Source organism: Arcicella sp. GW821-FHT09D11, from assembly GCF_059416265.1.
In genome coordinates this window covers 260,167-274,010 of the sequence record NZ_JBWKOV010000005.1, presented here as the reverse complement: position 1 = coordinate 274,010, position 13,844 = coordinate 260,167, and the positions used below count along the sequence as shown (strand labels likewise).

10 protein-coding genes are annotated in these 13,844 nt (G+C 35.4%); 2 read left to right on the top strand and 8 right to left on the bottom strand.

Features of this window, described 5'->3' with window-relative positions; all coding sequences use genetic code 11:
- Positions 1-7: 7 nt before the first annotated feature.
- Positions 8-1,531 (bottom strand): S10 family peptidase, encoded by a 1,524-nt coding sequence (locus AC07N0_RS16455; protein WP_494590039.1) that lies wholly within the window; start codon positions 1,529-1,531, stop codon positions 8-10.
- Between the two features lie 118 nt (positions 1,532-1,649).
- On the opposite strand from AC07N0_RS16455, the gene AC07N0_RS16450 reads away from it, so the two are divergent.
- Positions 1,650-2,840, top strand: coding sequence for an aspartate aminotransferase family protein (locus tag AC07N0_RS16450; RefSeq protein ID WP_494590168.1), 1,191 nt, complete (start codon positions 1,650-1,652; stop codon positions 2,838-2,840).
- 337 nt (positions 2,841-3,177) lie between these two features.
- On the opposite strand, the gene trxA is transcribed toward AC07N0_RS16450, so the two are convergent.
- The 7 genes from trxA to scpC form a co-directional block, all read right to left on the bottom strand.
- On the bottom strand, positions 3,178-3,501 hold the full coding sequence (trxA, locus tag AC07N0_RS16445; protein ID WP_309916624.1) for a thioredoxin: 324 nt from the start codon (positions 3,499-3,501) through the stop codon (positions 3,178-3,180).
- Between the two features lie 135 nt (positions 3,502-3,636).
- Positions 3,637-4,785 carry a hypothetical protein gene (locus AC07N0_RS16440; protein WP_494590038.1) on the bottom strand — a complete coding sequence of 383 codons (1,149 nt, stop codon included), beginning with the start codon at positions 4,783-4,785 and terminating at the stop codon, positions 3,637-3,639.
- Between the two features lie 91 nt (positions 4,786-4,876).
- On the bottom strand, positions 4,877-5,782 hold the full coding sequence (locus AC07N0_RS16435; protein ID WP_494590037.1) for an IS3 family transposase: 906 nt from the start codon (positions 5,780-5,782) through the stop codon (positions 4,877-4,879).
- An 11-nt stretch (positions 5,783-5,793) separates the two neighbouring features.
- A complete protein-coding gene (locus AC07N0_RS16430; protein ID WP_494590036.1) occupies positions 5,794-6,186 on the bottom strand; it encodes a transposase in 393 nt (130 codons plus the stop codon).
- Positions 6,187-6,319: 133 nt separating this feature from the next.
- Positions 6,320-9,892: a DNA polymerase III subunit alpha gene (gene dnaE / locus AC07N0_RS16425; protein WP_494590035.1), complete on the bottom strand. Its 3,573-nt coding sequence runs from the start codon at positions 9,890-9,892 to the stop codon at positions 6,320-6,322.
- An 84-nt stretch (positions 9,893-9,976) separates the two neighbouring features.
- A complete protein-coding gene (locus AC07N0_RS16420) occupies positions 9,977-10,933 on the bottom strand; it encodes an SPFH domain-containing protein (protein WP_492799332.1) in 957 nt (318 codons plus the stop codon).
- A 399-nt stretch (positions 10,934-11,332) separates the two neighbouring features.
- A complete protein-coding gene (gene scpC, locus AC07N0_RS16415) occupies positions 11,333-12,841 on the bottom strand; it encodes a succinyl-CoA:acetate CoA-transferase ScpC (RefSeq protein WP_494590034.1) in 1,509 nt (502 codons plus the stop codon).
- Positions 12,842-13,042: 201 nt separating this feature from the next.
- Between scpC and AC07N0_RS16410 the strand changes: the two genes are divergently transcribed.
- Complete coding sequence (locus AC07N0_RS16410; RefSeq protein WP_494590033.1) at positions 13,043-13,828, top strand: LuxR C-terminal-related transcriptional regulator; 786 nt, start codon at positions 13,043-13,045, stop codon at positions 13,826-13,828.
- Positions 13,829-13,844: the final 16 nt, after the last annotated feature.

The following is a 13,844-nucleotide window of genomic DNA, read 5'->3' as shown; positions in this document are numbered from 1 at the left end:
CTGCTTTTCATTTCAAAGCCTCATCATAAAACTCATCAGCTTCTTTTTTCAGTTTAATCAATGATGCTTTGTGGATGTACATCATGTGTCCAGCTTCGAAGTAGGTGAATTTTACATTTTTACGTTGTTCTGGTCGCAAACCCATGTGTGATACCACATATTCAGCCGCAAAATATGGCGTGGCTAAATCATAATAAGCCGAGGGTATCCAAACTTTTAAATATGGGTTTTTTGCCATTGCTTGTCGCAACGTTTCAGCTACATTCAAATATTTGTTTTGCACATTATTATAATTCCACGGCTGTACTCTGCCCGTCAGCATCAAATACGGCAAATCGTTTTCATATTTTAAATCCTGACGTAAATAGTTGTTTACTGTAGTAGAATATGGCCCTGAAATAGTAGCATCCAAACTTGGGTCAAATTCGTATCTTTCGCCTGCATCATCATAATCAATTCCTGTAAAACGTCCATCCAAGCGTCCAGCAGTTTTGCCTTCATCACGCAATAACTCTTTGGTAAAGCGACTGATTTCTATGCGTAAATTAACATTTTGGATAAATGTTTCTGATACACCCGTCAACTTACTGAGTTTTTGAACAATTTGTTTTTTCTCTTCTTCTGGTAATAAATCACCTTTCATCAATGCCGTAGCATATTCGTTTAAAGCAAAACGTTCGGCTTCACGTAGGGCTTTCTGTAAATCTCCTTGATATTCTTTGGCGATTTTCTTATGATACCATGCCATGGCTGTATACGTAGGTATGTATAGAATATTAGGCAATTCATTTCCCTTGTCGAATAGAATAGTTTGAAAATTTAATACCGAAGAAATCAAAGAAATACCATTGATATACATATTAAACTTATCTTGCAAATAACCCGAAAGTCCAGCAGAACGGGTAGTGCCATAACTTTCTCCAGCCAAGAACTTAGGAGAAGACCATCTGCCATATTTTACAGTGTACAATCTGATAAATTCGCCTACCGACTCAATATCCTCTACATACCCCAAAAACTGTTTAGGGTCTTCACCATTTACGGCACGACTGTAACCTGTATTAATAGGGTCAATAAATACCAAATCAGTTTTATCTAACCAAGAATATTCGTTGTTAACATATTTATAAGGAGGAGCCAAGGCATCACCTTTATCCGACATCAAAATTCTTTTAGGACCAATAGCACCCATGTGAAGCCAAACAGATGCAGACCCTGGACCACCATTAAAAGTATAAGTCATCGGGCGTTTAGTAATGTCTGTTACGCCGTCTTTCGTATAGGCGATAAAGAAAATGTTGCCTTTAGGTTTACCCGATTCGTCTTTCAACGTCATATAGCCCGTAGTTGCGGTATATGAAATAGGCTGACCGTTAATGATAGTTTGATGTTTGGTAACGACTGGAGCAGGAGCAGAGGATGAGGAGGGAACTATGGCATTGGCTTGTTGAATAGTTTTCAAATCTGTCTTTTCTTGGGCAAGAGAACAGAATGATAGTAGTACTAATAATAGTAAAAAGTGTTTTTTCATTTGGTAATTAGTTAAATGATGAATGAATTGTAATTTTGTGTTTACTGAAATCTCACAGCTCAAAGCTTATTGCTTAAAGCTATTAGAAATACTTATCAACTAAAAATACAAAATCTTGATTACACATAGAGAACTATTCTTAAAAAATGTTGCCCAAACGTCTGATTTCCCTTTAGCCTTAGAAATCGAGCAAGCAGAAGGAGTGTATATGTATGGAAAAAAAGGACAACAATACATGGATTTAATTTCAGGTATTGGGGTGTCAAATGTGGGACATCGTCATCCTAAAGTGGTTGAAGCCATTAAGAACCAAGTAGATAAATATTTGCACTTAATGGTATATGGCGAATATGTACAAACGCCCCAAGTAGAATTGGCTGAGGCTTTGGTAAAAACATTGACGCCAACCGAAGGAAATGTAAAACCATTAGATAATGTTTATTTTACAAACTCAGGCACTGAAGCAGTTGAGGGTGCCATGAAATTGGCAAAACGTTTTACGGGGCGACAAGAAATTATTTCTTGTTTTAATGCCTATCATGGTGCTACCCAAGGGGCATTGTCGCTATCAGGTAGTGAGAATTTCAAGAGAAATTTTCGTCCACTTTTACCAAGCATTAGAAATATCCGACATGGGGTAATAGAGGATATTGCTTTAATTACGGAAAAGACAGCTGCCGTAATTATTGAGATTATTGGCGGAGAAGCAGGAGTACGTATTCCAACAAAAGAATATTTTTTAGCCTTAAAAAAACGCTGTGAGGAAACTAAAACACTGTTGATTTTAGATGAAATACAAACGGGCTTTGGTAGAACAGGTACTTTTTGGGCATTTCAACAATTTGGCATTTATCCAGATATTTTACTTTGTGCCAAAGGAATGGGAGGAGGAATGCCGATAGGTGCATTTATTGCTAATCACGAAGTAATGGGTGTATTTAAAAACAATCCTATTCTGGGACATATTACTACTTTTGGTGGACATCCCGTAAGTTGTGCCTCGTCATTAGCTACGCTGAAAGTGATTCTGGAAGAAAACCTTTTGACATCAGTGCAAATTAAAGCTACTTTATTCAAATCCTTATTGGTGCATGAAAAAATTAAAGAAGTAAGAAATCAAGGTTTGATGATGGCGGTTGAGTTTGAAGATTTTGATACATTGAAGCCTATTATCGACCGAGCCATCGAAAAAGGAATAGTAACAGATTGGTTTTTGTTCTGTGATAACTCAATGAGAATCGCACCGCCTTTAATTATTACCGAAGAACAAATTAGAAAAGCTTGTGCAGTGATTTTGGAAAGCATTTAGGAGTCTATGAGTTTAAAGTTTAAAGTCTATGAGTTTAGGGTTTATGAGTATGTGTATGATAGATTTATGAGTTTACGAATAAAAACAAAAAGAGGTCAAATCGCTAAATCAATTTGACCTCTTTTTGCATAAGTAATTTAATGCACTTTAGACACTCATAAGCTTTAAACTTATGAACGCTAACCTCACTTTAGACACTCATAAGCTTTAAACTTATAAACGCTAAACTCACTTTAAATACTCATAAGCTTTAAACTTATAAACGCTAAACTCACTTTAGCTACTCATAAATATTAGACTTATGAACTTTAAACTCATAAACCCTAAACTCAAAAAATTAAGCGTGTTTCAACAAAGTTTGTGATAACACAGCTTTTGGAATATTTCCACCTACTAATCTTTCTTTCAATTCACCATTTTTGAAAATCAACAATGTTGGAATAGAACGAATTCCTAAAGTTGAAGGAACTGTTGAGTTTGCATCAACGTCCATTTTAGCTACAATTGCTTGTCCTTCTACATCACCAGCTAGTTCTTCAACGATTGGTCCAATCATTTTACAAGGTCCACACCATTCTGCCCAAAAATCTACTAATACTGGTTTATCTGAATTGATTAATTCTTGAAAATTATCATCGGTTGCTACTACGTATTTTCCCATTTTATTTTTTAATTAAGTTAATTTCTTTTCTCAAAGTTAAAACAAAATGTTTTAACATCTTAGTTCCTATGTTTTGGTAAAACAAAAAGGTTTTAGGCTTTTATCTTGATATTCAAATGATTAATGCTATTATTTTTAATAATTTTCATAATATTTTTTTATTTTTCGGGTAATTTGGTCATAAATGGGCTTAGTAAATTCAGTAAATAATTGCTGAGGAGGGGGCGGTAAGAGTTCTTTATTTCTAGTAAGGCTAAGTTGCTGTTTGGTTAAAGCTCTTTCGTCGCCATTAAAATTTGCCCATTCATTTACCCAAACAAATTCTCCTGCTATTTTATCTTGATAAACTTTTTGTTTAGTTTTAAAATCAATCACCTGAAAATCTAGTATTCCTTTTGAAGTAATCGCTTTTCTAGATTGCGTCAATTTAGCCGTTACTTTATTATAAACAGCTATTTTTTTCCCATTTACGGTCGTTTCTCCCACTTTCACACTGTCTTTACTTGTTACAGTGTTGGTGTTAGTCTCTACATATGTTTGTCCTACAATAAAGTCATCAAATTGTAAATGAATGATTTGGTCTGGCTTTAATTTATTTTGTTCTGCCTCCTCTGGTGCATGAAAGCGTACAAATTGATTTAATTTAGGATTAGTACGCAAAAATTCGTTAATTTTTCCCTGAAAATACTCATTGCTTAAAGCATAAGTAGGAGAATTAACGCTTACTTGTTCTACTACAACATCAATACTGGCTAGTTCATAAGATTCATCTAATTTGGCTTTGATATTAGGATAAGTAGGGACTAATTCTTGAACTACCGAAAAATTATTGAAAGCATCTTTGGCTGCATTACGATTGTTATTGGCTTGACTTAATGCAGATTGCGCCTCAGCGAATCGTTCATCTGCTGCTAAAATTTTAGCAGTTTGTAATGCATCATAAAACCTTTTGGGTGTACCTGCTACTTTTAAACAAGCTTGACAAGCTACTAAATCATCAGCTAAATGGTGAATCTGTTGATACTCAGCCACCACACGTTCCCAACGAAAATTTTCTTGTGAGTGTTTCCAATTCTCAATTTTGGATAAATGAAAATTTAATGCAGCAGGAAAAGCTTCTTTTAATACTTGTTGAGCTTTTGTATTAGTAGGACTTTTTTGTAATCTATTAATAGCAGTTTCTACGGCTTCGTCATAATTGCCTTGTTCAAGGGCTTTTTTTCCAGAGCTACAATTCCAAGTGCAATAGGCTAGTAAAGCAAAAATGAATAATTTTTTAAGCATGAGATTTTTTTAGTAATTAGTGATTGGTGAATAGTGATTAGATGTGCTTGCCTAAAATAGGTTGACGGTTTTATTATCCTGTTTAATGTACTTAAAATTGTAATATAGTTTGATTTGGGTCTGTTTTTTTTGTTCCATCTGATGTCCAAATGTTTAATTTAGGTCTTTTATCGACCTCAAGTTCTTTGATGTATTGTTCAAACGAGTCTGGCGTTCTTTTATCTAAAGAGCTATGTGGTCGTTTATTATTATAAGTGTTTATTGCTTTTCTGACGTTGGTTTTTAACTCTTCAAATGTTGTAATATTCCAATATCTAAGGTATTGATTTTTAATAGTACCATTCACTCTTTCAATATGAGCATTTTCATAAACCTCATTACACATACTAATTCCTATATTAGCATTCTTGAGCAAGGTGACATAGTCATCACTAATGTATTGTCCACCTCTGTCTGAATGGTGAATAAGGTCTGTGTACTTTTTCTTTTTGCGAGTATGGAAAGCCATTTTAAGAGCGTGACAATTGTTTTCAGCTCTCATGTTGTCAGCAGTGGCATAACCTATTATTTTTCGAGAATAAGTATCTATAATCATGACAATATAGTAAAACTTATCTGCGATGCTATAATAAGTAATATCACTTGTCCACAACTGGTCAATATTGTCTATTTGCTTATCCACTAACAGATTTTTATAACGACTAAATGGGCTTGAAAAAGTTGTTCTGATTTGGTTCTTATAAGTAATTAATCTAAATCCATAAGTAAGTCCAATACTGATAAAGGCATCACGACCCAATCCATTAGGTTTAAGAATGTCGTAAATCACTCTTAAACCCATACCAGGATGTATTTCCCTTATTTGCATGATTAACCCAACAACCAAATACTCTAATGAAGCCCAGTTCTTTTCTCTGATAAGTCGCTGATGATGAGCCTGTCTTGAAATATCACAAAGCTTGAATAAATCATTCATTGGATAATGACGAGCATGCAACCGAAAATATTCTAAAGTTTGACATTGAAGTTTTTTTTTAAATCAATATCATATTCTTTGGATGCAAGCTCTACTAATTTTTCAAGATAGTCTATTTGCATTTGTTTTTGACCTAAACGACGTTCAAGTTCAGCAACCTGAGTTAATAAATCAGCAGTTTTCTGGGCTTCACTTTCTTGTTGTACAACCATAGTTATGCCTTGTTTATGTTGTGGAGAATATTTGTAAATCCAACGATAAACCGTATAAGGAGCTACTCCCCACAATTTACTAAAAGAATACACAGTATAAAGTCCAGCAGTTAATTCTTGAACTTTTTCTCGTTTGAACGATTCACTAAAAATCCGTCTCTGACGAATTTTTAAACTTGTACTTTTTTTAGAATCTAATTTCGATTTGCTCATAAATAAATTGAAATTTTTGTCAACCTATTTTAGGCAAGCACAAGATAAATGATATTTAGTTTCTTAAATTCATAATTATGCCTTATAATAAATAAGATAGCCTAGTTTGCTACTATTTCCAATTACTAATCACTTAGTTAAGTTTATACGTTACTCCCTGAATTAATTGTAATTCATTGAGGAATTCATTGCTTGGTGAAATTTTATTTTTTCTTGAAAGCATCGTTACTTCCACTTTATCTTCTGGGTCATAAACCGTTAGCGTTAAGTTACAAGTACCTTGATTCTGTGAAACCAGTTTATTTAATTGCTCAATAAAAATAGCATTGACCAATTGCACACCAACACTTATTTTTAACTCTTTAGAGAACAGATTCCTAATTTCAGATAATAATCGAATAGAAACAGGTTTAAACTCCCATTCATCTTGACGACCCCAACGGTTTTTAATTTGTCCCTTTACATACAAGAACCTATCAGGAGCAATGTATTTGGAAAGATTGACAAAATCTTCACCAAATAAAGCAAACTCATAACTTCCATTATAATCTTCCAATGTAAATAGCATGAATGGATTTCCATTCTTTGAGTACCTTTCGACAACTTTAGTGACAATTCCCCCTACAGAAACTTCTTTTCCTTTGAAAATAGGCTCCATTACTCTATCTAGCGTACAACTACAGAAACTTTCTAATTCTAAACGATATTCATCCAGAGGGTGACCCGAAATATAAATTCCGACCACTTCTTTCTCAAATTTAAGTTTTTCCATTTGTCCCCATTTCTCAATATAGGGAATTTTTGGCGTTGCGATGTCTCCACCGCCACCGTCGCCCAGCATTCCAAATAGCGAGCCTTGGGCAGAAGCAGCTACTTCAACAGCTTTGTTGGCATAACGAATAATTTTTTCAATGAAATTACTTCCTTCAACATCAGCGAAATAAACAGCTCTGTGAATATTGTCGAAGCAATCAAAACCTCCTCCATAAGCCAGACTTTCTAAGGTCTTTTTGTTAACCGTTCTAAGGTTTACTCTTTTTACAAAATCAAAAATATCTTTATATGCACCATTTTTGTCCCTTTCTTCAATGATACTTTCCACGGCGGCATCACCAGTTCCTTTGATGGCTCCTAAACCAAAACGGATTTCTCCTTTTTTGTTAACAGCAAAAGAACGATACGATTCATTGATGTCTGGTCCTAATACTGGTAAGCCCATTCGTCTACATTCTTCCATAAAGAATGTAATTTTATCAATGTTCCCCAGTGAGTTAGACATTACCGCAGCCATGTATTCTGATGGGTAATGTGCTTTTAAGTACCCAGTTTGATATGCCACAAAAGCATAGCAAGTAGAGTGAGATTTGTTAAAAGCATATTGTGCAAATGCTTCCCAGTCGGTCCAGATTTTATTAAGTTTATCTTCACGGTGTCCTTTTTCTTTGGCGCCATCCACAAACTTACTTTTCATTTTATCAAGCGTATAGCGGTCTTTCTTACCCATCGCCTTTCTTAGCACGTCGGCATCACCTTTCGAAAAGCCCGCTAATTTCTGCGACAGCAACATCACCTGTTCTTGATAGACAGTAATACCATAAGTATCTGCCAAGTATTCCTCCATATCGGGTAAATCATAAGCGATTTCTTCTCGACCATGTTTACGGGCAATAAAGTTGGGAATATAAGCAATAGGACCAGGGCGATACAAGGCATTCATGGCAATTAAATCCGAAAACTGATCGGGCTTTAAATCCAACAGGTGTTTTTGCATCCCAGCAGATTCAAACTGGAAAGTAGCATTGGTTTCACCCCTTTGATATAATTCATACGTCTTGACGTCATCAAGAGGAATATTATCCAAATCAATATCTATTCCGTGGTTTTGTTTAATCAATCGCAAAGCTTCCTTTAAAATAGACAGGGTTTTTAAACCCAAAAAGTCCATTTTAATTACACCCGCATCTTCAATGATTTTTCCTTCAAACTGTGTAATTAATAAGTTTACCTCTTTAGAAGAATAAACAGGTAGAATTTCAGTTAAATCCTTTGGAGCGATAATAATACCAGCCGCATGAATACCCGTACCACGTACTGAACCCTCTAAAACCAGCGCTTCTTCTAATACTTTAGAACGCAATGACCCTTCACGCCTGATTTCACGAAGTTTTTTTACATTCTCAATATCTTCTGGCTGAAATTGTTCTTTTTCGGCCAATGACTTGTCACCAATTAACGGAGCATTCATTACTCTGTTAAGGTTTGTTCCTGGCTTATCTGGCACTAATTTGGCTAATTCATTGGATTCATTCAAGGGTAAATCCATCACACGGGCAACGTCTTTGATGGACATTTTTGCCGCCATCGTACCATAGGTAACGATATGGGCTACTTGTTGTTTACCGTATTTTTCAACCACATAATCAATTACCTTTTGGCGACCTTCATCATCAAAGTCCGTATCAATATCGGGCATTGATTTACGGTCAGGATTCAAGAAACGCTCGAAAAGTAGGTTATACTTAATAGGGTCGATATTGGTAATGCCGATACAGTAAGCAACTACTGAACCAGCAGCAGAACCACGACCAGGCCCTACAAAAACACCTAGTTCTCTACCAGCCCTGATAAAGTCTGATACAATCAAGAAGTATCCTGCAAAGCCCATCGTACGAATGGTATGTAATTCAAAGCTCAGTCTGTCTTTTACTTCAATACTTTCCCAAGCTTCACCATATCGTTTTCTAGCACCTTCCCAAGTGAGGTGTTCTAAGTAATCATCCTGATTGACAAAACCCTGTGGGATTTCGTAATTAGGTAACATGATATCTTGTTTCAGACGAAGCGTATCTATTTTACCAACGATTTCATTGGTATTATCAATCGCCTCAGGAATATGAGACCATAGCTTGGTCATTTCCTGTGTATTCTTGAAATAAAATTCGTCATTATAAAATGCAAAACGCTTTCCTTTTACCGATTCGCCATCATCAACATCTTTGTAAGTAGGCGTAGCCTGCTTTTCGCCTGTGTTGATACATAACAAAATATCGTGAGCGTTGGCATCTTTTTGGTCTAAGTAATGAGAATCGTTTGACGCTATTACCTTAACATTATATTTCTTTGCAAATTTCAGTAATACCTCATTACATTTTAATTGGTCAGGTATTTGGTGATTTTGTACTTCTACATAATAGTCTTCTCCAAAAATATCCAACCACCATTTAAACTCTTTTTCAGCGTCCTCCTCGCTGCCTCTTAAAATTGCCTGAGGCACCGATGCTCCGATACAACAAGTGGTAGCAATTAAGCCTTTGTGATATTGCAGGATAAGAGATTTATCAATACGCGGATATTTACCATAAAGCCCTTCAATAAAACCTAAAGAACACAACTTTACCAAGTTGGCATAGCCCTCAGCATTTTTGGCTAACATCAATTGATGATAGCGTTTGTCTTTTTGTTCTTTAGAAAATTGTTTTTTGAAACGGTCTTCAACTACATAAAACTCACAGCCCACAATGGGTTTTACCCCTTCGTGTCTACCTGCCTCTGCCACAAACTGAAAGGCACCAAACATATTACCATGGTCAGTTATGGCAACAGCAGGCATATTATCAGCTTTTGCTTTGGCAAAAAGCCCAGAAATTTTAGAAGCTCCATCTAAGAGAGAGTATTGCGTATGACAGTGTAAATGAGAGAATTGCATCAAATTGGGTTTTTACTTATACAAAATAAACAAAAAAGCGACAATTTTAGTGTCGCTTTTCATTAAAAATATAATGTTGCTTGGTTATTTCTTCGCATTAGGCAATTTAGGAGCAACATAATCGCCACCTTCTTTTAATTGCTGAATACCCATGATTTGTTTCATTGTTTTGTCCATTCCTTCTGTAGAACCATCCAAGAAGATAACATTACCCTGACCTTGTTCCGCAAAATGCTTAACCGCCTCTGTCCACATTGAGAAAAGTATCAACGAAGCATCCAGATTAGCCTCATTCATTACTTTAGCTGATTCAGCCATACCTCTAGCTACTTCTTCACGGAAGAGCGCCACACCTTGTCCACGTAACTGCGCAGCAATTTTCTCTGCCTCTGCCGATATTCTAATGGCATTACCTTCTGCCTCAGCAGCTTTTGTTTTAGTAATTAATAATGCCTGACCTTCGTTTTCAGCAGCAGCCTTTAGGTTATTCGATGCTACTACCTGTGCCATCGAACGCATAATGGCTTCGTCAAAAGCAATATCATTCAATTGTAGATCTATCAAATGATATCCCCATTGTTCTAAGGTTTCGTCTAATTCATTCTTAACGTTCAATACAATCTCGCCACGTAATAACAATACCTCTGCTTGTTTTTTAGTAGCTACAAAAGCACGGATAGTACCTTCTACAGTACGAATAAGAGCTTGCATAAACGAGCGCTCATCCATGTATTTAAACGCTACATTTTTGATAGTTTGTTCTTCCTGATTCAATACGGCATACACTAGCATGGCTTTGAAATTCACATTTGCCTGATCGGAAGTGATTGCCTGAAATTCTAGTTCCATTGAACGGTTTTGAATCGAGATTCTCTTAAAAATAAATTCGATAAACGGAATTTTAAAGTTTAAGCCGGGCGTCATTACTCTATGGTATTTACCAAAAACTGTTATTACAGCAACCGTACCTTGGTTGACAATAACAATAGAAAGGAAAACCACAATGAAAGCAAAAGCAACTAAAAAAAGTAAAGCACTCATAGTTTTGGGTTTTAAGTATGTATTTTATTAATTAAATAGAAACAGCACCAAAGTACGGAAAACTTTGATGCTGTCACACATAATAGTAAGAGAATATATATTTATCTTTTGAGTGGTAAATATCTGATGATTTTATTGATGAAATGCTATTTTCAGGAGTTCGTTTAATTATCATGATTCTTCCTTATCAATGCAAATAAATTTATCTCTATTCTGTGTTAGTTAGTGACAAAATAAGTAATTATAAGGTTAGTATTAACAAAATGAATAATCATTCATTTTGTTAATACATTGAAAATCAATATATTGTAAGATGGTTATTCGATTTCCAAAAAAACAGAGTCAATGATTTTTCGATACAAATTTAGGGAGTGTTGAAATCATTGACTCTTAATTAATCTAACTCAATGCATATTCATCCACTTTCATGCTCCCTGTTTCTATTAATCTAGCCTGCCATTCAAGTGCTTCGTTGAGTAGGTGAGGAGTATGTCCGCCTTCCTGACAAGCTCTTTGATAATAGTCTAATAGCAAAGGTCTGTAGTCTGGATGAGAACAGTTGTTAATAATTTTAATCGCTCTTTCGCGAGGTGCTAATCCTCTTAAATCCGCTAACCCATAATCGGTTACAATAATATCTACGTCATGTTCGGTATGGTCTACGTGTGAAACCATCGGAACGATGTGTGATATATTATTTTCTTTAGAGGCCGCTTGCGTGACAAAAATGCACAAGTAAGCATTTCTGGCAAAGTCACCTGAGCCACCTATTCCATTCATCATTTTTGTGCCATACACGTGTGTTGAATTTACGTTTCCATAAATATCACATTCTATGGCTGTGTTAATGGCAATAATGCCTAGTCTACGGATTACCTCGGCAGCATTACTGATATTCTGCGGACGCAACAGTATCTTATCTTTGTACTTATCAAAATTCATGAATATCTTTTCATAACATGCTGAAGAGACAGTGATTGACGATGCCGAAGCAAACGTTAGCTTACCAGCATCTATCAAATCGAAAGTACTATCCTGCAATACCTCTGAATACATTGTAAGGTCGTGAAATTCACTATCAACAAAACCTTCAAAGATGGCATTCGCTACTTTACCTATGCCTGCTTGTAAAGGTAAAAGTGAATTAGTGAGTCTACCAGCCTTTATTTCGTTTCTTAAAAAGTTTAATAAATAACCAGCAATGGCGATAGTCTTTTCGTCAGGTTCTGCTATAGAAGCAGGGCTATCAGCGATATTAGTAAAAACAATACCAATAACTTTCGACACATCTAAAGGAATGCTATTTTGCCCGATTAATGTATTGGCTTGAGTAATTGGGATAATTTTACGATTAGGATATTCCCCAGGATAAAACACATCGTGAATTCCTTCTATGCTTGTCGGAATCGATAGGTTTATTTCAAGGATAATTACTTTTGCTTTTTCTATAAAAGTGGCAGAGTTGCCAATAGATGTTGTAGGAATAACACTACCATCGGCTTTTATCATAGCAACCTCAATTACGGCTATGTCGATTTCAGGCAAGTGTTTATTATTAATCAATTCGGCAGTTTCTCCTAGGTGTTGGTCTACAAATAAAACCTCGCCACTATTAATATATTTTCTAAGGATGGTATCAGTCTGAAACGGGATTCTTTTAGCAAGGACATTGTTTTCTGCCAATTGGCCATCTATATCATGCCCTAATGAAGCACCCGTAATCAAAGTTATTTTTAACTCATCTGCATGTTTTCTTGCTGCCAATGCTTTTAAGACTGCCTTGCTATCGCCCGCACGGGTAAAACCGCTTGAGCCAACAGTCATGCCATTTTTAAAAAACTGGGCAGCCTCTTGGGCTGTTATTACTTTATCAAGTAAACTAGTATGTTGAATTCTTTTTTGATTCATATTATGAAGTAGCTTTTATAAAGCACGAAATTCGGAGGAAACTATTTTTTAGACTATGACGATTAATTTTTTAAATCATGACTATTATTAGTTTATGCTAAAAATATGTGCCATCTACTTTGATATAATACCAATAAATTAATAGTTTGATGAATGAAATAAGCTGATTGAAAGATACATTTGCATAATAAATGACCCTCTATGACTGAAGAACAACAACACATTACCACTACCTACATAACATTACTAAACCAACAGCAATTTGTTGAAGAGGAATTAGATTATGCTATTCTCGAAAAACATAAGCCTCTTTTGCATACTTTGGCTCGTTTGGGGAATAGTGGTGTAAGTGTTTTTGATTCTTTTAGAAAAGAACACGTATTTTATTCCCCTAATTTTAGTAGTCTGCTGGGCTATGATTTAGCACAGATTGAAGTAAAAGACCATATTTTCCTAGATACCAAAATTCATCCTAAAGATTTAATGGAGCTTACCAGAAACGGAATATCACTCTTGAAGCTATTTTTTGCCTTTTCAAGAGAACAAAAAACCGATTATAAGTTGATTAATGAGTACAGGATATTAAATGCGGAGGATAAATACATTAGGGTAGTAGAACAGCATCAGATATTGGAATTAGATACTTATGGCAATATGTGGTTGTCGCTGAGTATCATAGACGTGTCCCCTAATCAGGAAATAAATGAGGGCTTAAAAAGCCAATTGTTGAATTTTAGAACGGGGAAAATAATTCCTTTTCTAGATGATGAGCTTAAAAGAGTTGAAGAACCAAGTGTGGCTTTATCGCAACGAGAAATTCAGATTCTTCATTTGGTCAAAGATGGTTTTTTAAGTAAAGAGATTTCAGATAAATTAGCTATCAGTGTGCATACTGTGAATACCCACCGACAACGGGTTTTAGAAAAACTAGGCGCTAATAATTCATTGGAAGCGATTGTTTTTGCTTCTAAGCTTGGCTTGATATAATGAGTTGAGTACTGAA